22 protein-coding genes and 1 tRNA gene are annotated in these 25,939 nt (G+C 70.0%); 8 read left to right on the top strand and 15 right to left on the bottom strand.

Features of this window, described 5'->3' with window-relative positions; genetic code table 11:
* Positions 1-9 precede the first annotated feature (9 nt).
* The 3 genes from ilvD to otsA are packed head-to-tail and all read right to left on the bottom strand — an operon-like array spanning position 10 to position 4,131.
* Positions 10-1,704, bottom strand: a complete 1,695-nt coding sequence (gene ilvD, locus J7E22_RS11395) for a dihydroxy-acid dehydratase (protein WP_214981841.1) — start codon at positions 1,702-1,704, stop codon at positions 10-12.
* Positions 1,705-1,763: 59 nt separating this feature from the next.
* Complete coding sequence (gene otsB, locus J7E22_RS11390; RefSeq protein WP_214981840.1) at positions 1,764-2,549, bottom strand: trehalose-phosphatase; 786 nt, start codon at positions 2,547-2,549, stop codon at positions 1,764-1,766.
* A complete protein-coding gene (gene otsA / locus J7E22_RS11385; protein ID WP_214981839.1) occupies positions 2,542-4,131 on the bottom strand; it encodes an alpha,alpha-trehalose-phosphate synthase (UDP-forming) in 1,590 nt (529 codons plus the stop codon). Before otsA ends, otsB begins: the two co-directional genes overlap by 8 nt.
* A 184-nt stretch (positions 4,132-4,315) precedes the next feature.
* Between otsA and J7E22_RS11380 the strand changes: the two genes are divergently transcribed.
* Positions 4,316-7,078: a hypothetical protein gene (locus tag J7E22_RS11380; RefSeq protein WP_214981838.1), complete on the top strand. Its 2,763-nt coding sequence runs from the start codon at positions 4,316-4,318 to the stop codon at positions 7,076-7,078.
* 99 nt (positions 7,079-7,177) lie between these two features.
* Positions 7,178-8,149 carry a magnesium transporter CorA family protein gene (locus J7E22_RS11375; protein ID WP_214981837.1) on the top strand — a complete coding sequence of 324 codons (972 nt, stop codon included), beginning with the start codon at positions 7,178-7,180 and terminating at the stop codon, positions 8,147-8,149.
* Between the two features lie 36 nt (positions 8,150-8,185).
* Here J7E22_RS11375 and J7E22_RS11370 read toward each other — a convergent pair whose 3' ends face one another.
* Positions 8,186-9,337, bottom strand: coding sequence for an SLC13 family permease (locus J7E22_RS11370; protein ID WP_214981836.1), 1,152 nt, complete (start codon positions 9,335-9,337; stop codon positions 8,186-8,188).
* 92 nt (positions 9,338-9,429) lie between these two features.
* Here J7E22_RS11370 and J7E22_RS11365 point away from each other — a divergent pair, with 92 nt between their 5' ends.
* From J7E22_RS11365 to J7E22_RS11355, 3 genes are all read left to right on the top strand, one after another.
* Positions 9,430-9,621: a hypothetical protein gene (locus J7E22_RS11365; RefSeq protein ID WP_214981835.1), complete on the top strand. Its 192-nt coding sequence runs from the start codon at positions 9,430-9,432 to the stop codon at positions 9,619-9,621.
* Positions 9,622-9,847: 226 nt separating this feature from the next.
* Positions 9,848-11,395: an amino acid permease gene (locus tag J7E22_RS11360; RefSeq protein WP_214981834.1), complete on the top strand. Its 1,548-nt coding sequence runs from the start codon at positions 9,848-9,850 to the stop codon at positions 11,393-11,395.
* 99 nt (positions 11,396-11,494) lie between these two features.
* Complete coding sequence (locus tag J7E22_RS11355) at positions 11,495-11,800, top strand: hypothetical protein (protein ID WP_214981833.1); 306 nt, start codon at positions 11,495-11,497, stop codon at positions 11,798-11,800.
* Between the two features lie 209 nt (positions 11,801-12,009).
* On the opposite strand, the gene J7E22_RS11350 is transcribed toward J7E22_RS11355, so the two are convergent.
* The 8 genes from J7E22_RS11350 to J7E22_RS11315 form a co-directional block, all read right to left on the bottom strand.
* Positions 12,010-12,222: an SCO4848 family membrane protein gene (locus J7E22_RS11350; protein WP_214981832.1), complete on the bottom strand. Its 213-nt coding sequence runs from the start codon at positions 12,220-12,222 to the stop codon at positions 12,010-12,012.
* Between the two features lie 247 nt (positions 12,223-12,469).
* The gene (locus tag J7E22_RS11345) at positions 12,470-13,396 is read right to left on the bottom strand and encodes a hypothetical protein (protein ID WP_214981831.1); all 927 of its coding nucleotides are present in this window, start codon (positions 13,394-13,396) and stop codon (positions 12,470-12,472) included.
* A complete protein-coding gene (locus tag J7E22_RS11340; RefSeq protein ID WP_214981830.1) occupies positions 13,393-13,854 on the bottom strand; it encodes an ImmA/IrrE family metallo-endopeptidase in 462 nt (153 codons plus the stop codon). Before J7E22_RS11340 ends, J7E22_RS11345 begins: the two co-directional genes overlap by 4 nt.
* Entirely contained in the window at positions 13,851-14,291 is a 441-nt protein-coding gene (locus J7E22_RS11335) for a hypothetical protein (RefSeq protein ID WP_214981829.1), read from the bottom strand. Before J7E22_RS11335 ends, J7E22_RS11340 begins: the two co-directional genes overlap by 4 nt.
* A 1,426-nt stretch (positions 14,292-15,717) precedes the next feature.
* A complete protein-coding gene (locus J7E22_RS11330; RefSeq protein WP_214981828.1) occupies positions 15,718-16,185 on the bottom strand; it encodes a hypothetical protein in 468 nt (155 codons plus the stop codon).
* 92 nt (positions 16,186-16,277) lie between these two features.
* The gene (locus tag J7E22_RS11325) at positions 16,278-18,143 is read right to left on the bottom strand and encodes an alpha/beta hydrolase (RefSeq protein WP_214981827.1); all 1,866 of its coding nucleotides are present in this window, start codon (positions 18,141-18,143) and stop codon (positions 16,278-16,280) included.
* Positions 18,140-18,409, bottom strand: a complete 270-nt coding sequence (locus J7E22_RS11320) for a hypothetical protein (protein ID WP_214981826.1) — start codon at positions 18,407-18,409, stop codon at positions 18,140-18,142. Before J7E22_RS11320 ends, J7E22_RS11325 begins: the two co-directional genes overlap by 4 nt.
* Before the next feature lie 272 nt (positions 18,410-18,681).
* Positions 18,682-18,757: transfer RNA gene (locus tag J7E22_RS11315), tRNA-Lys, on the bottom strand.
* 103 nt (positions 18,758-18,860) lie between these two features.
* Between J7E22_RS11315 and bcp the strand changes: the two genes are divergently transcribed.
* The gene (gene bcp, locus J7E22_RS11310) at positions 18,861-19,340 is read left to right on the top strand and encodes a thioredoxin-dependent thiol peroxidase (protein ID WP_214981825.1); all 480 of its coding nucleotides are present in this window, start codon (positions 18,861-18,863) and stop codon (positions 19,338-19,340) included.
* A gap of 66 nt (positions 19,341-19,406) precedes the next feature.
* Here bcp and J7E22_RS11305 read toward each other — a convergent pair whose 3' ends face one another.
* Positions 19,407-19,832 carry a hypothetical protein gene (locus tag J7E22_RS11305; protein WP_214981824.1) on the bottom strand — a complete coding sequence of 142 codons (426 nt, stop codon included), beginning with the start codon at positions 19,830-19,832 and terminating at the stop codon, positions 19,407-19,409.
* Positions 19,833-20,087: 255 nt separating this feature from the next.
* On the opposite strand from J7E22_RS11305, the gene J7E22_RS11300 reads away from it, so the two are divergent.
* Positions 20,088-20,336 (top strand): WhiB family transcriptional regulator, encoded by a 249-nt coding sequence (locus tag J7E22_RS11300; protein WP_017888820.1) that lies wholly within the window; start codon positions 20,088-20,090, stop codon positions 20,334-20,336.
* A gap of 367 nt (positions 20,337-20,703) precedes the next feature.
* Here J7E22_RS11300 and J7E22_RS11295 read toward each other — a convergent pair whose 3' ends face one another.
* Positions 20,704-22,203, bottom strand: coding sequence for a sensor histidine kinase (locus J7E22_RS11295; protein WP_214981823.1), 1,500 nt, complete (start codon positions 22,201-22,203; stop codon positions 20,704-20,706).
* 118 nt (positions 22,204-22,321) lie between these two features.
* Between J7E22_RS11295 and J7E22_RS11290 the strand changes: the two genes are divergently transcribed.
* Entirely contained in the window at positions 22,322-22,864 is a 543-nt protein-coding gene (locus J7E22_RS11290; RefSeq protein WP_214981822.1) for an Rv3235 family protein, read from the top strand.
* A 126-nt stretch (positions 22,865-22,990) separates the two neighbouring features.
* On the opposite strand, the gene secA is transcribed toward J7E22_RS11290, so the two are convergent.
* Entirely contained in the window at positions 22,991-25,777 is a 2,787-nt protein-coding gene (secA, locus tag J7E22_RS11285) for a preprotein translocase subunit SecA (protein WP_214981821.1), read from the bottom strand.
* Positions 25,778-25,939 lie beyond the last annotated feature (162 nt).

Raw genomic sequence — 25,939 nt, 5'->3', positions numbered from 1 at the left:
GTGTCGACGCTAGGCCGTGACCGCGCCCTTGGCGGCGGACTGCACGAGCTTGGCGTACTTCGCGAGGACTCCGCGGGTGTAGCGCGGAGGCAACGGGGCCCAGCCGTCACGGCGGGCTTCCAGTTCGGCCGGGTCGACCAGTAGGTCGAGCGAGCGAGCGGGGATGTCGACACGGATGCGGTCGCCATCGCGCACGAAGGCGACTGGACCTGCGTCCACTGCTTCCGGTGCGATGTGGCCGATGCACAGGCCGGTTGTGCCGCCTGAGAATCGTCCGTCCGTCAACAGTAGTACATCCTTGCCGAGGCCGGCTCCCTTGATGGCGGCGGTGATGGCGAGCATCTCGCGCATGCCGGGACCGCCCTTGGGGCCCTCGTAGCGGATGACGACGACGTCGCCCTTCTGGATCGTCCCCTCGGTGAGGGCGTCCATCGCGGCGCGCTCGCGGTCGAACACCCGCGCCGGTCCCTCGAACACGTCCGCGTCGAAGCCGGCCGTCTTCACCACGGCACCCTCGGGAGCGAAGGAGCCCTGCAGGATCGTCAGACCGCCGGTGGCGTGGATGGGGTTGTCGAGCTTCCGGAAGACCTCGCCGTCGAGCTCCGGCGGGTCGATCTCGGCGAGGTTCTCGGCCAGGGTCTTGCCCGTGACGGTCATGCACTCGCCGTGCAGCAGACCGGCGTCGAGCAGGGCCTTCATGACGACCGGGATGCCGCCCTGCTGGTCGATGTCCTTCATGACGAACCGGCCGAACGGCTTCATGTCGGCCAGGTGCGGGACCTTCGCGCCGATGCGGTTGAAGTCGTCGAGGCTGAGCTCGACCTCGGCCTCGTACGCGATGGCGAGCAGGTGCAGCACCGCGTTCGTCGAGCCACCGAGGGCCATCAGCACCGTGATGGCGTTCTCGAAGGCCTCGCGCGTCAGGACGTCGCGGGCGGTGATCCCGAGGCGCAGCATGTTCACCACGGCCTCACCGGAGCGGTGGGCGTAGTAGTCACGGCGACGGTCGGCGCTCGGCGGCGCGGCGGACCCCGGGAGCGACATGCCGAGCGCCTCGGCGAGGCTCGCCATGGTGTTCGCCGTGTACATGCCGCCACAGGCGCCTTCGCCCGGGACGATCGCGCACTCGATCTTCTTGAGCTCTTCCTCGGTCATGGTGCCGGCCTTGCACGCACCGACGCCCTCGAAGGAGTCGATGATCGTGACTTCCTTCATCGTGCCGTCGGCCTGCTTGACGTAGCCCGGCATGACCGACCCGGCGTACAGGAACACGCTCGCCAGGTCGAGACGCGCGGCGGCCATCAGCATGCCGGGCAGGGACTTGTCGCAGCCGGCGAGCAGGACGGTGCCGTCCAGGCGCTCGGCGTTCACGACGGTCTCGACGCTGTCGGCGATGACCTCACGCGAGACGAGGGAGAAGTGCATGCCCTCGTGGCCCATGGAGATGCCGTCCGAAACCGAGATGGTGCCGAACTGGAGCGGGTACCCACCGCCGCCGTGGACGCCTTCCTTGGCGCCCTGGGCGAGCCGGTCGAGGGACAGGTTGCACGGGGTGATCTCGTTCCAGGACGAGGCGATGCCGATCTGCGGCTTCTCCCAGTCCTCGTCCCCCATGCCGACGGCTCGGAGCATGCCACGCGAGGTGGTGGCTTCGATCCCGTCGGTGACGACCCGGCTGCGCGGCTTGACGTCGATATCAGGCATGGGCCGAGTCTAGGACGCTTTGGGATACCACCCGGACAACAACATGCATCTGCATACGGTCAGGCCCGGGTAGCGCGGAGTCTCGCGAGCTGCTTCAGGACGTCGGTGAGCGCGGCCGGATCGGCGACGCGGTAGCCCGCAGCGGTGTCGCCCTCCCCCACCTTCACGCCGACGTCACCGTCGCGGAGCACCCGGAAGGCGTCCTCGTCGGTGACGTCGTCCCCGGCGAAGAAGACGGCGGCCGCCCCGCGGAGGTCGCGCAGACGGTCGATCGCATCGCCCTTCGTGACGTGCCGCACCGCGAACTCGAGGATGTCCTTCCCGCCGCGTTCGAGCACGTCGGGGTCGGCCTCGTGGGCGGCCCGGCTTGCCGCGGCGTCCGCCTCGGCCGCCACCTCGGCGCTCACCCTGCGGGTGTGCACCCCGTGCCCGGCGGGCTTGTGCTCGATCACGACGCCGGGGAACCGCGCACCGACCTCGTCGAGCGCGGTGCCGACGCGGGCTACCCGCTCCCGCTCGTCGTCGGTCAGCGCGGCTTCGTCGTGGCCGTCGACGCGCCACTCGACGCCGTGCGACCCGACGAGCGCCATCTCGTCCGGGGCGTGCGAGACCCGGGCCAGACTGTCGAGCGGTCGTCCGGACACGAGCACGACCTCGGTGTCCGTCGCGCGCTGCAGGGTGAGGACCGCGGCCCACGATCCGGGCAGCGCTCCGACCGTCGCCGGGTCGTCGGCGAAGGGCGCCAGCGTGCCGTCGAAGTCGAGCGCGACGAGGAGTCGCGGCGCAGCCGCGAGCGTCTCGAGGGCCGAGGTGACGACGGACGGGTCGTCGGTGGTCTCACGCATCACGGTCCTCCCGGGTGTCCTCGGCGGCACGCGCCTTCTGCGCGTCCTGGTCGAAGATCGACATGCCGTCCGTCGGTGCCTCGTGGCTCCGGTCCGCGGCCTTCCCGGACGGGTCGATCCGTGCGTTCCGGGGTGCGTGGTGGTCGAGCGCCTCCAGGAAGGAGCGCGACCACCGCGCCACGTCGTTCTCGCGCACGCGCTTCCGGAGCGCACGCATCCGCGTCGAGCGCTCACGACGCGGCATCTCGATCGCGCGCTGGATCGAGTCCTTGATCGCGCCGATGTCGTGGGGGTTCACGATGACGGCCTGCTTCAGCTCGTCGGCCGCCCCGGCGAACTCGGACAGGATGAGGACGCCGTCGTTGTCGAAGCGCGTGGCGACGTACTCCTTCGCGACGAGGTTCATGCCGTCCCGCAGCGCGGTCACGAGCATGATGTCGGCCGCCAGGTAGAGCGCCACCATCTCCTCACGCGGGTAGCCGTGGTGCAGGTACGCGATCGGCTGGTGCCCGATGACGCCGAGGTCGCCGTTGATCCGGCCGACGCTCAGCTCGATCTCGTCGCGCAGGGTGGCGTACGAGTCGACCCGCTCGCGGCTCGGACTGGCGACCTGGACGAGGGTGGCGTCCTCCACCGCGATGCGGCCGTCCTCGACGAGTTCGCCGAACGCCTTGATCCGGTGCCGGATGCCCTTGGTGTAGTCGAGCCGGTCGACGCCGAGCAGCACCGTCTTCGGGTTGCCGAGGCTCTCGCGGATCTCGCGGGCGCGTTCCTGCACCTCGGGCCGGTGGGCGAGTTCCTCGAAGGCCTCCGCGTCGATCGAGATCGGGAAGTGCCGGGCCTCGACGTGTCGCACGGTGATGCCCTTGCGGCTCCGCGGCGCTGCGGGGTCGTCGACCGGGACGTCGATCGTGGAGCCCTTGGTCGTGTAGCCCTTGATGTGCCGGACCGCCCGCAGGAAGTCGCTCGCGTCGTCGTGCCGCTGGAAGCCGATCACGTCCGCGCCGAGCAACCCGTCGAGGATCTGCGCACGCCACGGCAGCTGGGCGTAGATGCCGACCGGCGGGAACGGGATGTGGTTGAAGAAGCCGATCGTGAGGTCGGGGCGCTTCGCACGCAGCAGCGCTGGGACGAGCTGGAGCTGGTAGTCCTGCACCCAGACGATGCCGTCCTGCTCGACGATCTCGGCGATCTGCTCCGCGAAGCGCTCGTTCACGCGCTTGTAGGCGTTCCACCAGTCGCGGTGGTAGCTCGGGTGCTCGATGACGTCGTGGTACAGCGGCCAGAGCGTGTCGTTGCTGAAGCCCTCGTAGTACTCCTCGACGTCGGCGTCGCTGAGCGGGACCGGGACGATGTGGATGCCGTCGTTGTCGAAGGGCTCGACCTCGACCTCGGGCTGCCCGACCCAACCGACCCAGGCGCCGTCGTTCGCCCGCATGACGGGTTCGAGCGCGGTGACGAGGCCGCCCGGCGAGTGCCGCCAGCCCTCGTTGCCGTCCTCGTCGACGACGCGGTCGACGGGCAGTCGGTTCGAGGCGACGACGAGGGAGTAGCGGGCGCGGTCCGTGCGAGGTGCTGCCATGGGGTGGTGAGGTCTCCGTTCCGACCGGCTCGGGTCGCCGGGTCCGGAGCCGAAGTTACCAGCGCGCCGACAGCCGATCCACGGCGTGTCCGCGGATTTCGATATGCTGCATGCCGTGTCGGGGGGACACGAGGTGCCGCACGGGGCTGGCACCGCCCTCTCGGCGAGAGAGGACTCCTCCACCGTGAGCGACCAACCACCCGTTCCGCCCGTTCCGCCGCAGCCGCCACGGGGACCGGACCAGCCGCAGGGCGCGGGGCAGTGGACTGCCGGGCAGCAGTCCGGTGGACAGACCGGCGGACAGGCCGGTGGGCAGCCCGGCGGACAGCCCGGCGGACAGCCCGGCGGACAGCCCGGTAGGCAGCCGCTCGGCGGGCCGGGAGGCGCGGGACCGTGGGCCGGGCAGCCCGCCTCGACCGCGGGTCGGGCCAACGACCCGTTCGGTCGGCTCCTCGCCGCGATCCCTGGTCGCGACTGGCTGGCTGCCGTGCTCGCCGCCGTCGGCGGCTGGGTCGCCGCCTACGTCATCGCGGCGCTGTCGCTCCTGCTCACCGTCGCCGTCGCTGCGGCGAGCGCCCAGGACTCGGGCTCCACGCCCGGTTCCGGGTCCGGCTCGGGCTCGGTCCCGGGTCTCGGCGCCGCCGCCCCGAGCGTGCAGGACCTGTTGTCCGGCGTCAGCGTCCTGCTCGGGGCTCCGGCGCAGCTCGTCGCGATGGCGGACCTCGGGCGCCTGCACCTGGCCGGGTCGGCCGGGATCCTCGGAGTCTCCGGCTCCGCCGTGCTCGGCGTGGTGCCCGCGCTCGTGCTCGCCGCCCAGGTGGTGATCGCCGTGGTGCTCACCCGTCGCATCCGCACCCGGTCGCTCGGGCTGCTCCAGCTCCTGGTCACCTCGGTGCTCTCCGGACTCGTGCTGACCGCGATCACGACCCTCACCGGTCTCGTGCTCGCGATCCGGTTCCCCGCGATCACCGGTGTCTCCATCGAGCCGGTCCACGCCGTCGGTGTGGGGAGCGTCCTCGGGTCCTTCGTCATCGGGACGCTCACGGTGTTCCTCGCCCGCCCGTCCGCCGTCACGCGGGGCGGTGTGTTCCTCTGCCGGGCGCTCGGTGTCCTGCGGGTCGCGGCCACCCAGCTCGGCGTGGTGCTCGTGCTGCTCACCGTCGTGATGATCGTGGTCGCCCTCGTCGCCCAGCCCGCGTGGGGTTCGGCCGTGCCGCTCCTGGTCGGCAACCTCGCGGTGGCGTTCACGGCGCTCGGGTTCCTCGGCGGCGTCGGCGCTTCCGGCTTCGGATCCCCGGGGCAGACCGCCTCCGCCTTCGGTGGCGTCACCGGGTGGGTGTGGCTCGTCGTGCTGCTGGTCCTCGTGACCTCGTTCGTCGCCGGGTTGGCACTCGCCGTCCGTCGGAACGACCGGGTGCGCACCGCACTCGACTGGGTCGTCACGCCGGTCGTCTGGTTCGCGGCCGGGCTGCTCCTGCTGGTGCTCGGCACGGTCGTCGTGTCGTACCAGGCGAGTGGGCCGAGCGTCGTCGGCGGTGCCGGGTCGGTCGGGATCACGCCGTGGACGCCGGTCGTGTTCGCCCTGTGGGGCGCCGCGATCGAGGTCGTGGCGCGGTTCGTGGCACCGGTGCTCCTCCCCCGGCTCGGCGGCACGGTGCTGCTCCGCACCGCACGGGTCATCGGCACCGATCCGCGACCGATCGCCGCGGCGCCGTTCCCCGGTGGCGCAGCGTTCCCCGGTGCCGGACCGTTCCCCGGTGGCGCAGCGTTCCCCGGTGCCGCAGCGTTCCCCGGTGCGACCGCGGACCCCGCGTCGGACGCCGCGCGGGTGCCCACCGGGTCCCCCGCCGGGTCGCCCGCCGGGTCGCCCGCCGGCGCGTGGGCAACGACTCCCGGTGCGAGCGCCGCCTGGCCGACCGACGGGGGCTGGCCGCAGTCGACCGGCGACCAGCCGTTCCTCGGCGCCGGTGCCCCGGCACCCGCCCCGATGTCGCCGCGGGCGAAGAAGATCCTCGTCCGGTCGCTCATCGCCGCCGGGGCGGTCGTCGTCGTCGTGATCGCCGGAGCCGTCACGGTCTCGGTGCTCCGGGCGAACGTCTGGGGCCCCGCGCCCACGGTCCGCGCCTACGTGGACGCCATCGCATCGGGTGACGCCGCCGCGGCCGCACGGATGAGCGAGGTCCCCGACCACGCCACGATGCTCGACCCGACCGTCCTGAAGAGCGCGACCGACCGGCCCCGGTCCGTCCACGTGGGGCACGTCTCCACGAGCGGCGACACCGCCGTCGCGACGGTGAGCTACACGCAGGGCGGCAAGAACCGCTCCGGTCAGGTCACACTCCGACGCACCGGCACCTCCTTCCTGGTGAAGGACGAGTGGCGGATCACCCAGCCCCTCGCCCAGCCGGTGTCGATCACCGCGTCCGGAGCCCTGGAGGGCGCCGCGGTGACCGTGGCCGGCAAGAAGGTCGGCTCCATCAGCGACGGCACGTTCGAGTCGCTCGCCTACCCGGGGACCTACCGGGTCGCGGTCGGTGGGACGAAGTACTTCACCGGCGGCACGAAGTCGGTGTCCGTCGGGTCGTCGTCGTCCGGCTACGTCGACTTCGAACCGAAGGCGACCGACCGGCTCCAGCAGGACGCCGAGCAGTACGTCACCGACCTCATCACGTCGTGCGCGAAGAAGACGGACGTCGACTCGATGACGGGGTGCCCGTGGTACGGGCCCTACGACGCGGAGGGGCCGGTGAAGTACACCGTCAAGACGATGCCGAAGCTCAAGGTCGAGGCCTCCGGCTCGGGTTCGGTGACGGTGGAGAGCACCGCGGACGGGGTCATCGGGTACGACTACACGTCGTTCCTCGGGGACGCCGGCCACTCCGAGGACACGTTCGACGTCGACGAGTACCTCCGGGTGCAGGACGGCAAGCTCGTCTCCGGGTTCTGAGTCCTCCGGAGGAGCGGTGCAGCGGCGGACCGTCCACCGCGCGCTGTGCGACGGCCGACCCTGGCATGCCCGGGTCGGCCGTCTCACTAGGCTCGACGCATGGTCGTGACACGGGCGTGGCGGAACGGGACGGCGACGGAGCAGGACTTCCCCGTCGAGCGGATCTCGGACCTCATCGCCGACGACGGGGCCTTCGTCTGGGTGGACTACACCGACCCGCAGACGGCCGACCTGGAGCAGGTCGAGGCGGAACTCGGCTTCCACGCACTCGCGGTCGAGGACGCGATCGAACACGGCCAGCGCCCGAAGCTCGACCGGTACCGGGACAGCCTGTTCCTGGTCGTCTACGACGTGCGGCCGCTCGACGAAGCGGGCGAACTGGTGGCGCACGAGGTGAAGGCGTTCATCACCGACCGCGCGCTCGTCACGGTGCACGGTGCGGACGTCGACACCGCCGCGATGCAACGACGGCTCGACGCGAACGCGGACACCGCCGACCACGGCGTGCCCTGGCTGGTCTGGGGCCTGCTCGACGCCGTGGTGGACCACGCGACGAACGCGATCGAGGACATCGAACGGCGCATCGACGTGCTCGAGGACGACCTGTTCGAGCACGGCGATCCCCGCGAACAGCAGATCCAGCGCCGGTCGTTCCGACTGCGCAAGGCCCTCGGCGTGATCCGCCGCCAGGTGGTGCCGACACGGGACAGCGTCGGGTCGCTGCTGCACGGTGACGCGGAGACGATCTCGAACGGGATCCGCCCCTACTTCCGCGACGTCGAGGACCACCTGGTCTCCATCGCCGACTCGGTCGAACAGCTGCGGGACGCCGTGTCGAGCGTGCTCGACACGAACCTCAACCTGTCCTCGAACCGCCAGAACGTCGTCATGAAGAAGGTGACGAGCTGGGCAGCGATCATCGCCGTCCCCACTGCGATCACGGGTGCGTTCGGCATGAACGTGACGTTCCCCGGCGAAGCCCACTGGAGTGGCCTGTACGCGGCGCTGGGACTCGCGGTGGGCTCGTCGCTGCTGCTCTACCGGTCGTTCAAGCGGCGCGACTGGCTCTGACCGCCGGCAGCCCGACGCCGCAGACCACCGCGCGACTCAGAGTCTGAGCGCGAGGATCCCCGCCACGACCGTCAGCGGCGCGACGATGCACCCGAGCGCCATGTACCGGCCCCACGACAGGTGGACCCCCTCGGCCGACAGCCGAGCGTGCCAGAGGAGCGTCGCGAGCGATGCCCACGGCGTGATGAGACACCCGGCGTTCACGCCGATGAGGAGCGCCGCGTAGCGCAGGGCCTCGCCGCCCGCCGCGGGCTCGAGCACCAGGTACGCGGGGAGGTTGTCGATCGCGTTGGCGGCCACCGCCCCGGCACCCCCGAGCAGCAGGAGCGAGCCCGTGCCCGTGCCGCCGGAGAGCGCGCGGACGAGTCCGTCCGTGAGCCCGGCCGTGTGCAAGGCCTCGACGACGACGAACAGTCCGGCCGCGAACACGAGCGTCGACCACGGCACCCGCGACGGCCGGAGTTCGGCCGGGGCGCGGAAGGCCGCGACGGCGACGAGCAGCGCAGCCGCGACGACGGCCGCGATCCACACCGTGACCCCGGCCGTCAGCGCGACGACCAGGGCCACGAGCACGCCGGACGCGGCCCAGAAGAACACCGGGTCCGCGGGCGGCCGCACCATGACGGGCGTGTAGCGACCGAACAGGCGGCCGCGGAACACGACGAGCAGGACGGCGCACGGCACGACGACGCCGGCCAGCGCCGCCCACTCCATGAGTCCGGCGAAGGGGATCGGCCCGTCGAGGCCGATCCGGTCCACGGCGAGCAGGTTCGTCAGGTTCGACACGGGCAGGAGCAGCGACGCCGTGTTCGCCAGCCACACCGTGGTGAGCGCGAACGGCATCGGCGGCAGACCGACACGACGCGCGAGCGTGATGACGATGGGCGTGAGGAGGACGGCCGTGGTGTCGATCGACAGGAACACCGTGCACACCACCGCGAGGACGACGACCGCCGCCCACAGGCCGATCGTCCGGCCCCCGCCGACCCGGGCAGCGAGGTCCGCCAGACGGTCGAAGACCCCGGCGTCCGCAGCGAGTTCGGCGACGATCGTCAGTCCGAGGACGAAGCCGAGCACGGGCAGCACCCGGTCCGCGAGTGCCCCGAGGTCCGCGAGCGGCAGGATGCCGAGCACCACGCACACCGCCCCGATCACGAGCAGGACTCCCCCGATGACGGCCTGACGCACACTTGCTCCTCTGTGACGGTGCCGGCAGGGTCACCGGCGGCGCTCCAATGTAGTTGTCGGTAGCGTGGCTAGGACATTCGAAGGAGGCCTCTGTGCGCAAGTTCATGTTCAACGGTGCCGTGTGGAGTTCGCTGATCAGCGGCTACAGCGTGCTGCAGACCACCCGGCAGGGACCGCGCGACTGGCGGCTCGCGCTGACCTGGGTCGCGTGGATCGCGACGACGATCGTCGCCGTCGGCACGGTGGTGGAGGACGACCGCGCCGTGCGGGCGCGCCAGCCGTAGGCGGCGGTCTCCGGTCACGACGTGACCACCGACCGGACGGGAGGCTCCCCACCGGCACGGCCGGACCGCCGCTGGCGCGTCGGTCCGGAACCGGCGGCGTGGGCCCAGGTGCCTGCTGGCACCGCGCCTCCCGTCCGTCGTCGTGCGGTCCACAGGACCGCGCACTGTTCAGGGCTTTCCGAGCTTGGTGTGCGCTGTCCTCGGCGCCACCTGTAGCGTGGCGCGCATGACAGCGCAGAACGACACCGGTGTGAGCCGGGCGCCCGCGAACGACTTCTCGCACGAGCAGGAGGGCTACCAGCACGGGCTGAAGCCCCGGCAACTGCAGATGATCGCCATCGGCGGCGCCATCGGGACGGGCCTCTTCCTCGGGGCAGGAGGTCGGCTGCACACGGCCGGGCCGGCACTCGCGATCACCTACCTGGTGGCCGGTGTCTTCGCGTTCTTCATCCTGCGTGCCCTCGGCGAACTCGTGCTGCACCGCCCGTCGTCGGGGTCGTTCATCTCGTACGCCCGCGAGTTCTACGGCGAGAAGTTCGCGTACGCGGCTGGCTGGTTGTACTTCCTGAACTGGGCGATGACCTCGATCGTGGACACCACGGCGGTCGCCATCTACCTGCAGTACTGGAAGGCGTTCACCGCGGCACCGCAGTGGCTCCTGGCGCTCATCGCCCTGGTCGTCGTGCTGGCCGCCAACATGGTCGCGGTCAAGGTCTTCGGCGAGCTCGAGTTCTGGTTCGCGATCATCAAGGTCGTCGCTCTGGTGGCGTTCCTCGTCATCGCGATCATCTGGCTCGTCTTCGCGTTCCCCGTCGAGGCCGGCGGCCAGACGGTCCACACCGGCTTCTCGATCCTCGGGAACCACGGTGGCGTGTTCCCGAACGGCCTGCTGCCCGCCGTGCTCGTGATCCAGGGCGTCGTGTTCGCGTACGCCGCGATCGAGCTCGTCGGCACGGCCTCCGGTGAGACGCAGGACACCGAGAAGGTCATCCCGCGCGCCATCAACTCCGTCGTCTTCCGCATCGCGGTGTTCTACGTCGGCTCGATCGTGCTGCTCTCCCTGCTGCTGCCCTACACGGCGTACAAGGAGGGCCAGAGCCCGTTCGTGACGTTCTTCTCGTCGCTCGGCAACCCGCACGTGGGGGCCATCGTCGGCTCCATCATGAACTTCGTGGTGCTGACCGCCGCGCTGTCGTCCCTCAACGCCGGCCTGTACTCGACCGGCCGGGCGCTGCACTCGATGGGCATGAACGGGTCCGCGCCGAAGTGGACGACGAAGATGTCGAAGGGCGGTGTGCCGTACGCGGGCATCCTGCTCACCGCGGCCTTCACGGTCGCCGGGGTCGCGCTCAACTACTTCGTGCCGAGCCAGGCGTTCGAGATCGCGCTGAACATCGCGAGCCTCGGCATCATCACCGCGTGGGGCACGATCATGCTCTGCCAGATGCGGCTGCGGAAGTGGGCGAAGCAGGGGCTCGCGAAGGAGCCGTCCTTCAAGCTGCCCGGCGCACCCGTGACGAGCTGGCTGACCCTGGCGTTCCTCGCCTCGGTCGTCGTGCTCATGGCGATCGACTACCCCGTCGGTACGTACACGATCGCGTCGCTGGTCATCATCATCCCGCTGCTCGTCGTCGGGTGGTTCCTGCAGCGTGACCGGATCCTGCGCATCGCGTCCCTCCGCGAAGGCGTCACGGGTCCGTACCCGATCACCGGTCGGGACCCGGCGAACCAGGTCCGTCGCGGCGACGCCGAGGGCCCGGGCGACCGCGGCTGAGGCCAGGACCGTCCACCGAACGCCAGCGCACGTCCCCGTCCAGCGGGGTGCGCTGGCGTTCGGCGTTCCGCGGGCGGCGCACGTCGGTACGATCAGCGTGTGCCCGATCCCACTGTCTCCCCCACGCTCGACCTCCAGCTCGCCTGGCGTCGGAGCTTCGGCCGCGTGCGGGTCTTCCCGGACCGCGTCACGGCCGAGACGGACTTCGAGCGGGATGCGCTGACGCACGTCCCGATGGACGACGTCACGGGATGGCGGATCGAGTCGTGTGACTTCGACGCGATCTGCGTGGAGTTCGTCACGGCTGCGGACACGTACCGGGTGCTGCTCGACACCTCGGACGAGACCGTCGCCGGACTCGCACTGCGGCGGGTGCTCGGCGCGCCGCTGCCGTCCGAGTCCTGAGGGCGTTCCGGGGCGGGTTGCCTGCCACCGGCAGCGGTCGGGGTGGTCACACCAGTGCAGGCAGGACCGCCTGCCGCTGTGCGTCGGTCGGCCGCTCCGTCTGTCGGCATGGCCAACCCGACGGCGTGTCGGCCTGACGGCCTGTCGGACGGGAGGCCCGTGGCGGCGCCGCCACGGGCCTCCCGTCCGGCCGTGGCCGGTGCAACGGGTCAGACGAGCAGCAGGATGCCCGCGACCACGGAGGCGACCGCGATGACGATCGCGATGACGACCAGCACGAGGTGCACGCGGTAGAAGGCGGTCGGCCGACCGGCGGCGTCCCGTGCGCGGGTGTCCGTCGCGACGCGCTTGAAGAAGCGCGGCCAGGCGACGACGTTGAAGACGGCACCGATGAACAGGACCAGGGCGGCGAAGACGAGCACGCACCGATCCTAGGTGCGGCCGGTGTGACGGCTCCGCACGGACGAGCAGCTGACCGATGGCGCTCCACCGGGAGTGCACTGCTGGTGGTGCTCGGCCGCCCCCAACGCGGCCGAGTCCCACCAGCAGGCCGATCGGTCTGTAGCACTTGCTACAGACCTTACAGGGTCCGGGTGATTGCCGTCGAGTATCGATCGACTTTCCGTGTCGGCCGTCACGCTGACGCGCGCCACGTGCCGTCGCGCCGGGTCAGACCGTCTCGAGGACCGCTTCCGCCTCGGCCAGGACGTCCCGCTCGGTGGCGGTCAGGGTCGAACGGGAGACCCGGGCGCCGTCGTTGATCTCGACGATCACCCGGCTGAGTCGCGTTGCCGGGTCCGGCGAGCGGGGGTACTCGTTGTCGATGCCGATCCGCTCGTGCAACGGAGCGAGCCGACGGAGCGCCTCCTGCACCCGGCGATCACGTCGTGCCCGCCAGGTACGGTGCCCGATCACGAGCAGCAGCATTCCGGAGGCGACGCAGATCACTGCGCCGGGCGTCGTCACGTCGTACGGCAGCGCGAGCACGTGGGTGACGTCGAGGTGCCCCGCGAGGTGTGCCAGGTCCATGACGGCGACGACCACCATGCGGACGACACCCAGGACGCCGCCGACCACGAGCGCCCAGAGACCGATCCGGTCCGCCGTCGTCCGGGCCTCCCGGAGGCGCAGCATGCAGATCACCCCCGTCGCACCGAGCGCGAGCCCGAGGTAGACCGTCTGTGCGACCGAGTACACCGTCGCTGCCGGGTGCGATCCTGCCGCGAGCATGAACGTCGTGGTGGTCGGCGGTTTGTCGAGGACGGTGAAGGCGCTGATGATCACGACGCCGACGACGGCGCAGGACACGACGATCGCGGTGCGGAGCCATCGACTGGCCGCGCCGACCGCCTTCGCGACGCCCCAGAGCAGGGTGCTCGTGCCGGCCACCATGAGCGCGTCGCTGATGACGGTCACCAGGTTGAACCCGCCGAGCAGCGGGTCGAGCCACCGGTAGAGCGGATCGACGTTCGTCACGATCGTCGCGGCGAAGAGCAGGAACGTGACCGCGAGCGTGCGGTCCTGCCCGCGTTGCAGCACGAACAGCGTGACGGTTCCGCCGACCAGCAGCACCGCCTGTGCGACGGCCAGGATCACCCGAAGACCCCGCGGAACGCACTCGGGCGGTCACGGTGCCCGCGGATCACGGCCGCGAGCCGGTCGGCGAACAGCTCGGCTTCGCGTTCGAAGGCGTTCGCGAACAGCCCCCGTGCCATCGCGCGCTCCACCTTGTACTCCGGCAGGTCGGGGATGACGTCACGGATGTAGGCCGATTGTGCCGCGTGCTCCTGGTGTCGGTGCAGGACGTGACCGAGTTCGTGGCCGATGACGAACGACCGGAAGACCCGCGACGGCGTCGGGGAGATCATGATCAGGTGGTGGTGCTCGAGCGTGGCCACGAAGCCGCAGACGGGCTCGTCGGCCAGGAAGGCTTCCTCTCGCACGACGATCGGCTTGCCGACGACACTCGACGCCGCGGCGACCGCATCGTCGACGTCCGACCAACCCTCGGCCGCACCGCGCAGCCAGAACGTCTCGACGAGGTCGTCGGTCATGCGACGCTCCCCCGCTGCGACTCTTCCTCGAGCACCTCCGCGATGCGGCGGAGCGCCTCCGGCGAGAGCTCGCCGGGGAACGTGCGAGCGGCGAACCCGCTGACCCGCGCCGACCGGAGGGAGCGGACGAGGGCGAGCTGCGCGCCGATCCGTTCGGGGACGTCGCTGTCCTCGAGCAGGAAGCGGTCGTCCACCTCGAAGAAGCCCGCGAGCAGCCGCAGGAGCTCGGAGTCGCGGTTGCGGCGGCCGTCGCCCGAGAGCATGTAGGTCCACTTCGCGCGGGACAACGAGCCACCCCCGGCAGCGACGAACTCCTCGATCGCGGCGAACGGCACCGGGGACCCGCGCTGCGCTTCCTCGAAGTCGAGCAGCAGGTTCAGCCGACGGGCCAGCTCGGCGGCATCGAGGACGCCGCCCTTCGGATCGTGTGTCGTCATGGTGATCGGCCTCCTCCCCAGCCGCCGCGCGTCCGACAGAGCCGTCCGCGTGCAGCACATGCTAGCGCGGGGGGGGCCGACCTCGGGCAGGGGCGGTCGGGCGCGGCTGCGACGGGCGGGCCGCCGGTCCGTCGCGGGACGCCGGCGTCGGCGCGAGACGGGGCCGGGCGCGAGACGGGACCGTCTTCGCGAACCGGGCCCCGGCGCACGAGACGCCGCCAGATCCGGCACCGTCTCGAGCGCCAGCCACCGTCTCGCCCGCCCTCCGGCAGTGGGTGGAGCGCCGGGGTGCGGTCGATGATGCCCTGGAGCACCAGAAGCGCCCGCATGAAGTGGCGTCGTCGCACATCCGCGATGCGCTCCATCCCCAACCACTCCTCGCTGCCCGGCGCCACCGGCTCCCTGTCACGGCGTCCGAACCCGAACAGCCGCTGGTCAAACACGTCCGTGAACTCGTTCCGCCTCGGCAGCAGCCGCGTCCCGATCCGCAGTTCGGCACGTTCTCCGAGGTCATCCTCGTCGCCGTCCGACCCATCAGGATCAGCGACTCCTCCGCCATCACCAACACCCGCTGCCGCACCGTGATCGGGGTCTCCCGCGGCGCCGGCGTGCCCTCACGCACGAGCCGAAGCGTCTCGTCGCGGCCGAGGTGCAGGTCAACGGCCCACAGCACCTCCGTCAGCTTCGCCAGCTGCTCCCGCAGCGGCGCCGCCATCGCTTCCAACTCCGAACGGCGACGGGCGAACTCCGCCTCCATCTCCGCACGTCGCCGCTCCAACTCGGCACGAGCCCGCTCCTGCTGACGCACAAGTTCCGTCGTCGCGCGCGTCAACGCCGCCCGCGCGGTCCGCGCCTGATCCCGAGTCGCTACAGCGTCCTGACTCGTCAACGGCGCAAGCGCCTGCGAACGGTCCTCGTCGTCCGCTCGGTCCGGGTCAGCAGCGCCGGTGAGTGCGATCGGCACGTGGTCCTCCAGCAAGTCGCGTGACGCGACTGCGTCCACGTCCCCCTCAGCACCGCGGCTGCCACCCAGCGGCATCAGCAGTCGCGCTACCGCCGGCGCCGACCGTGGCCGCGTGAATCGCGCGCGGCCACGGGTCACTCGTCGGCAACCAGCGTGAGGAGACTTGGATACGGAGTTCCCCTAGATGCGATCTGCGTCGCTCATGGAACGTCCGTCGGCCTCGGATTGAGCGGAGTCCCGAGCTTCGGCGCGTCCCCGGGCACGCATCGGCCGTAGATGATCCTTCCGGCGTAGACATCTTCTGGACCGTCCTCGCGGGCGAGCGGGGCGCCCTGCCGGCGCTGCCGGGGGTCAGCAGCAGCACCACAAGGTCTACGGCGCCAGCACCCACCGCGTCGTCATCGACCAGCGTGAGGTCACCGCTTGGAACAGCATCTGACCGGACCCGCCCGGCGAAGTGGCTCAGTTGGTTGGTGTCGGCGTGGTGTCGATGCCCGGTGAGTGCTTGTACGCGTACTGCTCGGCGTTGAGCTGATCCACGTTGCCGGGAGCGCAAGGAGTCTGCGCCTCGATGGTCGTCCCGTGCACGGTGAAGCCGATATCGATGAAGAACCGACGCTCGTCGGACCCGCCGGCGGGGAACCGGAGTCGCACGCCCGGCGCGTCGCCGCCGATCGCAGTCCGATTGAGCTCCCACCCGTACTTCTTCCACTCGCGCTCGATCTGCTCCACGAGCGCCGGCCGCTCCGTGAGTGACGTGCCCCGGCCGAGACGAGTGATTGCCCACTGCGCGCCGCCGTCACCACACGCCCGCGCACTGGAATCCACTGGCTCCCACGACCCGCCCACAATCGCCTGCGTCTGCGCGACGTGCTCACTCAGTCGGTCCCACTCGTCCTTCGCCGACCCTCCTGCCTGTGCGGTCGTCATGCCCTGCTCCTGTCCGTGTCCGTTCGAAGCGCAGCCGGTGAGCATGAGCACAGCAACGCTCAATACGCCGACCGACCGAATCCAATGACTCCTCATGGGATCAGCTTCCCATCCGGCGTGTACCCGAGGCTCGTGTACGCAGTGCTCCGCAGCGATGAGGTCTCACGATCGAGGTACCCGTAATCGCCGACCGGCTGACCCTTCTCGATCGCCTCGGTAGCGGGTGTCGCCCCGTGTCCGTCCGACCCGTGATACGGCACGCCATCGACCGTCTGATCGTTCGACGAAAACGTGCGAGCACCCCAGATCGAACCTCCCGGGTTGAGCGGGTGCTCGCTCGGGAGCGCGATCCCGTACGACCGGTTCCCCGACAGAAGGCCCGGTTGCGAACCACCGTCGAGTGGCCCGGGCAACTCCGCCACTCCCCGGCCGATGTTCGCGATGTAGTCGTCTTTCGCTTGGCTCGCCCACGTGTGTCCTGCTGGCACGTGCACCGCGGAGACGTTCGGCACTGAGGTGTCGACGCCCGCCGATGCCAGCAGCGTGAGATTCTCCACCGGCGTCTTCGCCGCCGCCAACGTCGCGGTCGTTGTCCCGTAGGAGTGCCCCACCAGCGACAGGTGATCGCCCGGCTGCCACCCGCGGGTGGCAGAGACGCCGTCCATGAACGCATCGAGTCGCGCAGCACCCGCTTTCGCCTTCGCAGACGACATCACCTCCAGGCTCGGCGGCATGTCCGGCGTGTCATACCCCACCCACGCGACCGTCGCGACATTCGAATCGATATCGACCAGATGCGCAGCGGCCCTCTCAGCCGCTTGCAGATTCGCAGCCGCTCCCGTCCAGCTTCGGATACCCCCCGCGACCGTCGTCCCCATCCCCGGGACCGTCGTCGTTACCCGGGTTGCGGAGTCCATGTCGCCCACCGCGATCGCGGCCAGCGGGGGATGCCCCAGGGTGAGCGAGATGATCGTGTACGGCTGCTCCGCAGTCGAATCGCCCATCGTGGTGCGGATCGCCTTCAGCGCGCTCATGCGCTCGGTCAGACTGCTCAGCTCAGCTTGTTGCGCGACGGTCAGCTGCCCGCCACGGCTCACAATGCCGACCAGCTTTGCGTAGCGCTGCTCGTTGGCATGCAGTTCGTGAGCAACCATATTGCTGTTCGCTTTTCCGCGATCCGCATAGGAGACGCCATTGAGGTTCCCGATCACCGCCGGCAGCGCAGCGATCAGAGCATCCTTCGCTTCGCCGCTCAACCCTCTCCACCATGACGCCACGTCCTTCGCGTCCATTCCGGCCAGCCGATTGGCGATCCTGGGATCGTTCTTCAGCGCGGCGATGCTCTCCTTCTCGAGCGTTCCGAGCCACGTCAAGAACTGCCCGTCGCTCATGGCGGCGACGGTGCGCGCTGACACGAGCTTGCCGACGACGGACGGGTTCTCCAATGCGGACGCTGCTCGCCGGTCGGCCGCAGCCCGTCGTGTCACCAACTCGTCCCACTGCGCTGAGAGCCGCCCCGCCAGTCCCGCCAGGCCGGCCGCTCCGTTCTCCAGCTGCTGCAACCGAACTGTGTCGGACTCCACCGCATCGGAACTCTGCACCGTCAGCGTCGCATCGTGGATCGCACGGGCGTTCTCGGCGGCATCATCCGCGGCGTTCTTCTGCGCGGTCCTCAGGCGCTGCGCTTCGTCCTGGATCTGCTCCACCTCGCGTGCGTAGGCATCCAGCGCTGTTGCCGCCGCATCGAGCCGAGCAGCGATCCGCTGCGCACTCGCCGGGACCGTCGCTGCCTTGGCGACGAACTGCTGCTGCGCCTTCCCGGCCCACCCCGTCGACGCCGCCTCGGCCGCGCTGACGATGTGACGACTGCCTGCCCGGACCGCGTCCGAATGCTGCGTGTGCAGTCGAGCAATCCGGCGGATACCCGACGGGTCACCCGCGGTCGGATCGGCGGTCATCGTGCCTTACTCGCCAACGCACTGTCCGCCGCGATCATCGTCGACGCGGCATCCTCAACGTACGAAGTGAGCGTCCTCGCATCGGCACTCAGCGACTGAACCGCGGCATCATGTGCGGCAGCCGACGCCGCGAACGCCGCAGCCACCTCATCCGACCCGAAAGCGGCCCCGTCAGCGCCGGACAATGCCCGTTCAGACACGAACTTCGCTTCAGCCTGCTTCGCCTGCGACGCCACCCCGTGCATCGACCCCAGGTCGATCGTCAAATCCCCCAACACAGCCCCCCTCGTGACCCACCGACACCATAGCGCCACCCGAACGCAGGAGCACGCCCAGCCGCACAACGCAGCGGGCCGCGAGCGACACCAGCAAAGCGACTTCTCCTCCGCCACCGTTCGCCCATGACCGACGGCGGTACTGAGCCAGACCCCGAGAACGCGGCAGGCTTCGGCACCACGAGCACCTCGGGCGTGGCGCGCCGCACCATATCCGGGGAACGACGAAGGCCCCGCCGGAACCGGCGGGGCCTTCGTGATGGTGGTGCACCCCCTCGGACTTGAACCGAGAACCCACTGATTAAGAGTCAGTTGCTCTGCCAATTGAGCTAGAGGTGCGTGCTGTCCGGACGTTCTCACGACCGTGCTGCAACGGGAAACAACAATAGCATGGGTTTCGCGTGCTCCTGACCACCGGGGCACCGAACCGAACAGGAGCACCATGACCGATCGTCTCGTCGCCGGCGACACCGCCCCCGACTTCACCCTGCCCGACCAGGACGGTGTCGGGCACTCGCTCGCCGCGCTCCGTGGCCGCAAGGTCATCGTGTACTTCTACCCGGCCGCCTCGACTCCGGGCTGCACGACCGAGGCGTGCGACTTCCGCGACAACATGTCCTCGCTCCAGGCTGCCGGGTACGAGGTGCTCGGGGTCTCGAAGGACGAGCAGTCGAAGCTCAAGACCTTCCAGCACGAGCAGGCGCTGACGTTCCCGCTGCTGAGCGACCCCGACCTCGCCGTCCACCGGGCCTACGGGGCCTACGGGGCCTGGGGCGAGAAGAACAACTACGGCAAGGTCGTGACGGGGACCATCCGGTCGACGATCGTCGTCGACGAGGACGGCGCCGTGCAGCTGCCGCTCTACAACGTCAAGGCAACCGGACACGTGGCGAGCCTGCGGAAGAAGCTCGGCCTGGTCTGAGGGCGGCGATGAACGGGGGGCCAGGCGCCAGCTGGCACCGGGCCTCCCGTCCGTCAGCGGTGTCCGCTACGCACCATCGGCGCGCGCGAGCGCCGCGGTCACCGGACGGGACAGCACCAGCGTGATGCCGAGCAGCGCCGGGATGAGGAGGAACCACCCCACTGCCGGCACCCGGAAGACGCCCTGGAAGGCACCGATCGCCAGGGCCCCCTGCAGGACCTGCCAGACGATGATCCCGGAGCGGACCCACGGCCGGCCGTTCCGGAGGCCGACGACCAGCGATCCGAGCCACAGCGCAGCGATCGCCGTGAGCACGATCAAGGCGATCCCGGAGGCGACACTGGCGACCGGCGCGACGATGAGTTCGACGACGAGGACGACGGTCAAGACGACGAGCGCCAGGAACTCCGCGCCGACGACCACGAGGAGCGCGACGAGGGCCGGTGCGCGTCGGCCGGCGGGCTCGGACCCGGTGGGGGTGGTGTCGTGCACAGCGATCCTCCAGTCGGAACCCTTGATTTGGCCTTACCAGTATGGAACGATATTGGAGGTCGTTTGGACGGCACGATGTGGTGCGCGTCTCCCGTGGTTCGACGCTCCTCCCCCGAGCGTTCACGGGCGTCAGACTCGCTTCCAGCGGACTCCTCCCCCACGGGTGTCCCCTCATGCTCAGCATGCCAGCGTTCCGATCCCCCGAACTGCGGCCCCGGCCTGCCGTTCGAGCATCGATTTCAAGGAGCACCACACATGGACTGGCGTGACAAGGCAGCCTGCCTCACCGCGGACCCCGAGCTCTTCTTCCCCGTCGGCAACACCGGCCCGGCCGTCGACCAGATCGAGAAGGCGAAGTCCGTCTGCGCTCGGTGCACCGTGACCGAGATGTGCCTGCAGTACGCACTCGAGAACAACCAGGACTCCGGTGTCTGGGGCGGTCTCAGCGAGGACGAGCGTCGTGCGCTGAAGCGCCGCGCTGCTCGCGCTCGCCGCGCCTCCTGACCCGCGTCCGCTGACGCACTGACGCCCGTCGTCCCTCCGGGGACGGCGGGCGTCGTCGTGTACGGGGCGCGCGGGGCACTCGGTGCCGGCGGGGCACTCCGATCGCGCCCCCGTGCGGGGAGTGCGCCCCGCGGCGTCGGGGCGCGACATCCGCCGGCGGGCGCGACTGCCTGCAGGTGACGGCCCGAAGATGACGGCGTGGAGGCGTGTGGCCGGTCCGCCGGACGCAGGCCGCGCCTCCAGGCGGTTGCGTCCACGACACGTGGGTCGCGCCCGCACCTGCGCGTCGCGCCCCACAGCGTCGGGGCCCAGCGCCCGCAGGCGGGCGCGACGCTCCATGCGCCTGCCGCCCGAGCGACGAGCGTTCCTACGCCGCGGCGGTGAGCCAGCGGAACGGGATCGTGATGGTGACCTCGGTGCCGCTGCCGGTCAGCGTGTGCCAGTCGATGGTGCCGCCGAGCTCGCCCTGGATGAGCGTCCGGACGATCTGCGTCCCGAGACCCGAGCCGACCTTGCCCTCCGGGAGGCCGACGCCGTTGTCGCGGACCTCGATGTCCAGGTGGTCGTCGAACCGGTTCGCGACGATCTCGACCTCGCCGTCGCGGCCGTCGAGTCCGTGCTCCACGGCGTTCGTCACCAGCTCGGTGAGCCCGAGGGCGAGCGGCGTCGCGGCCTCGGACGGGAGCACGCCGAACTCGCCCGTCTTCTTCGGGCGCACGGTGGTGTTGTGCGAGGCGGCGACCTCCGTCACGAGTTTCAGCACCGAGTCGAACACCTCGTCGAAGTCGACGGTCTGGCTCAACCCGCTCGAGAGCGTGTCGTGCACCACGGCGATCGCGGCGACACGGCGCATCGCGTTCTGCAGGGAGGTGCGGGCTTCCTCGGAGTGGGTGCGGCGGGCCTGGATCCGGAGGAGTGACGCCACCGTCTGCAGGTTGTTCTTCACCCGGTGGTGGATCTCACGGATCGTCGCGTCCTTGGTGATGAGCTCGCGCTCCTGGTGCCGCAGCTCGCTGACGTCGCGACACAGCACGATCGCGCCGATCCGTTCGCCGTGGTCACGGAGTGGGATCGACCGGAGGGAGACCGTGACGCCCTTCGCCTCGATGTCCGCGCGCCACGGCGCACGCCCGGTGACGACGAGGGGCAGGGACTCGTCGACGTCGAGCTGCGAGCCGATGAGTTCCGTCGTCACCTCGGCGAGGGACTTCCGCTCGAGTTCCCCGTCGAAACCCATCCGGTTGAAGGCGCTCAGGCCGTTCGGGCTCGCGAACGTGACCGTGCCGTTGGTGTCCAGCCGCAGCAGGCCGTCGCTGGCCCGGGGTGCACCGCGACGCGGGCCGGCGGGAGCGCCGAGGTCCGGGAAGTCACCGGTCGCGATCATGCCGAACAGGTCGTTGGCACCCGCGGTGAAGTTGAGCTCCTGCCGGCTCGGGGTCCGCATCTCGTCCTGGTTGCCGTGGCGGCTGACCACGGCGATCGGGCGGTCGGTCGTCTCGGCGCTGTTCGCGGTCAGGCGGCGGAGGACCGGGATCGCGCGCACGCGGGTCGGGGTGTCCTCGTACCAGTCGGGCTCGGCGGAGTCGACGACCCGGGCAGTCGCGAAGCACTCGGTGATCTGCTCACGCCACTCCTCGCGGATCTCCTGCCCGACGATGTCGCGGTAGAAGAGCGTCGCCGCGGAGCTCGGCCGAGCGTGCGCGACCGCGACGAACGAGCCGTCCTCGGCCGTCGGGACCCAGAGCACCATGTCCGCGAAGGACAGGTCGGCGAGGAGCTGGAAGTCCCCGACCAGCAGGTGGAGCCACTCCACGTCGGCTTCCGAGGATCGGCCTTGGGCGAGGACGAGGTCACTGAGGGTCGACACGGAGTCAGTCTAGGTGCGCCCCACTGTGGACAACTCGCACTTTCCACACCGCGGATCCATCGGTATTTCGCATGTTGCATACGCCATACGCTCAGTCCCACCGATGAAAGGGGCACGGGTGGCAGATGAGGCACGGCGACACGACGAGGTGGCGACGCGGACCGCAGCGGGGACACCGGCGGCGACGGGGACACCGGCCGCCGACGGGACGCGGGCGGCGGGCGGGACGCCGGCGGGCGGGACGCCGCTCGTGGAAGGGACGCTGGCGGTCGGCACGCCGTCGACCGAGCCCGTCCCGACGGCGCTCGAGGCGCTCACGGGTCCACCAGACCCGGCCGAGACCGCCCGAGCACTCGGACTGTGCGTGGCCGAGGTCCTGACGGGAGCCCGCGAGGTCGACAGCATCTCGCGGTGGATCACCGACGAGGTGCACCGGCACCTCCTGCAGCGGGCAGCGTTCGCCGCCCGGGCACGATCCATCGGGCAGCGGTCCCGCGCCCGACCGGTGCTGTCGGTCGGCAGCGTGGTCGTCTCTCGACCGGCTCCGGGCGTGGCCGAGGCAGCGGTGGTCGTGCACACCCGCAGTCACGCGCGGGCGGTGGCGCTGCGGCTCGAGGAGCGGAACGGGCGATGGCGCGCGACGGCGGTCGTCATGCTGTGACGACGGACGGACGGGAGGGACGGTGCCAGCTGGCACTCGGCCCCCATCGTCCGACCCGGAGCGACGCAGCAACGTGCGGCTCGGAACGGACGGTGGGGGCCGTCCCGTCGATCAGGAGGGGTGCGGTCAGCCCTTCTTGGCGGCCTGACGACGCTCCGCGCGGTTGTTCGCCGACGCCTGGCCCGTGGCCGTGGCCGCGTTGCCGAACGAGGACCCCTGCTCTGGAACAGCAGCGGCCTCTGCCTCGGCCTCGGCCTGAGCGCGCTGCGCACGAGCCGTCGCGGCCTGCTCGAGGCGCCCGCGTTCGTCGCGGACCTCGACCTCGCCGTCGATCGACGGCGCCGAGTACTCGAGCCCGGAGACCTCGTCCTCGTCGAGGCCCTTGGCCTCGATGACGGCGTTCTCCCCGTCGGACTGCACCTGGACCTCGAGGTTGAACAGGTAGCCGACGGACTCTTCGCGGATCTGCCCCATCATGCTCTGGAACAGTGCGTAGCCCTCGCGCTGGTACTCGACGAGCGGGTCACGCTGCGCCATCGCGCGGAGGCCGATGCCGTCCTTGAGGTAGTCCATCTCGTACAGGTGGTCGCGCCAGCGGCGGTCGATCACCGAGAGCACCACGCGGCGCTCGAGCTCGCGCATCGCTTCGTCGCCCAGGAGCCCCTCACGCTGCTCGTAGGCGAGCTTCGCGTCGGACAGGATCTCCCGCGCCAGGAAGTCGCGCGAGGCCTTGCCCTTGGACCCGGCCTCGGTGATGACCTCGTCGATGGAGATCGAGATCGGGTAGAGCGTCCCGAGCTCCGTCCACATGGCGTCGAGGTCCCAGTCGTCCGGGGACCCTTCGCCGGTGTGCGTGTCGATCACGTCGTCGATGACGCTCTTCAGGAACGTCTGCGCGCGCTCGTGGATGTCATCGCCCTCGAGGATGTGCCGGCGGTCGCTGTAGATCGCTTCGCGCTGGCGGTTGAGGACGTCGTCGTACTTGAGGACGTTCTTCCGGATCTCGGCGTTGCGGCCTTCGACCTGGGCCTGGGCGGAACGGATCGCGCGCCCGACGAGCTTGTTCTCGATCGCCAGGTCGTCCGGCACGTTCGAGCGGCCCATGAGGCTCTCGGCAGCACCGGAGTTGAACAGTCGCATGAGGTCGTCGGTCAGCGACAGGTAGAACCGGCTCTCGCCCGGGTCGCCCTGACGGCCGGAACGACCGCGGAGCTGGTTGTCGATGCGGCGGGACTCGTGCCGCTCGGTGCCGAGGACGTAGAGGCCGCCGGCTTCACGGACCTTGTCGGCTTCTTCCTTGATCTCGGCCTTGACACGCGTGAAGACCTCGTCCCATGCGGCCTCGTACTCGTCCGGCGTCTCCGTCGGGGAGAGGCCCTTCGCGTGCATCTCCTGCACCGCGAGGAACTCCGAGTTGCCGCCGAGCATGATGTCGGTCCCTCGACCGGCCATGTTCGTCGCGACCGTCACGGCCCCGAGACGACCGGCCTGGGCGACGATGGCGGCTTCACGCGCGTGGTTCTTCGCATTGAGGACCTCGTGCTTGACGCCCTTCTTCGCGAGGAGCTTGGAGAGGTACTCGGACTTCTCGACGCTCGTGGTGCCGACCAGGACCGGCTGGCCCTTCTCGTGCCGTGCGGCGATGTCCTCGGCCACCTGCTCGAACTTCGACTTCTCGTTCTTGTAGACGAGGTCGGTCTGGTCGAGGCGCACCATCGGCTTGTTCGTCGGGATCGGGACGACGCCGAGCTTGTACGTCGACATGAACTCGGCCGCTTCGGTCTCGGCGGTACCGGTCATGCCGGAGAGCTTCTGGTACAGGCGGAAGTAGTTCTGCAGCGTCACGGTGGCGAGCGTCTGGTTCTCGGCCTTGACCTCGACACCCTCCTTCGCCTCGATCGCCTGGTGGATGCCCTCGTTGTAGCGGCGGCCCATCAGGATGCGGCCCGTGTGCTCGTCGACGATGAGGACCTCGCCGTTCATCACGACGTAGTCCTTGTCCTTCTTGAACAGCGAGACGGCCTTGATGGAGTTGTTCAGGAACGAGATCAGCGGGGTGTTCGCGGACTCGTAGAGGTTGTCGATGCCGAGGTAGTCCTCGACCTTCTCGATGCCGGGCTCGAGGACACCGACGGTGCGCTTCTTCTCGTCGACCTCGTAGTCCTCACCCGGGGTGAGGCGCTTCGCGATCGAGGCGAACTCGGTGAACCACCGGTTCGCTTCGCCCGAGGAGGGGCCGGAGATGATGAGCGGGGTGCGGGCTTCGTCGATGAGGATCGAGTCGACCTCGTCCACGATGGCGAAGTAGTGGCCCCGCTGCACCATGTCGGCGGTCTGCCACGCCATGTTGTCGCGCAGGTAGTCGAACCCGAACTCGTTGTTCGTGCCGTACGTGATGTCGGCCGCGTACTGCTCACGGCGCTCGGCCGGGGACTGGTTCGCGATGATGCAGCCGGTCGTCATGCCCAGGGCACGGAAGACGCGGCCCATGATCTCGGACTGGTACGACGCGAGGAAGTCGTTCACGGTGATCACGTGCACACCGCGGGAGGGGATCGCGTTGAGGTACGCGGCCGTCGTCGCGACGAGGGTCTTGCCCTCACCGGTCTTCATCTCGGCGATGTTGCCCAGGTGGAGGGCCGCGCCGCCCATGAGCTGCACGTCGAAGTGCCGCATGCCGAGCGTGCGCTTCGCGGCTTCCCGCACGGCCGCGAAGGCCTCGGGCAGGAGGTCGTCGAGGGTCTCGCCGTTCGCGTAGCGCTCACGGAGTTCCGTCGTCTCGTTCTGGAGTTCGGCGTCCGTGAGGCTCGCGAAGTCGTCTTCGAGGTCGTTGATCGCCGAGGCGTACGCCTTCAAGCGTCGGAGGGTGCGTCCTTCACCGATGCGGAGGACCTTCTCCAGCACGTTTGCCACGTGAGCTCCTTAACGAGGTCGTGCCGCGCGACCTGCGCGATGCGATCAGCCAGCAATGCTAGCAACCCGTTCGATCCCTGGGCTGTGAGCAGCGCGACTGGTGGACACAGCGGAGTGCGCGGCCCGCGAACGGACCGCGCACACCGGTTCCGGCCGGACCGG

Origin of the sequence: Curtobacterium sp. ISL-83 (assembly GCF_018613895.1) — a bacterium.
Taxonomy (GTDB): domain Bacteria; phylum Actinomycetota; class Actinomycetes; order Actinomycetales; family Microbacteriaceae; genus Curtobacterium.
The sequence above is the reverse complement of the archived record's forward strand: the minus strand, read 5'-3'. Positions and strand labels throughout refer to the sequence as shown.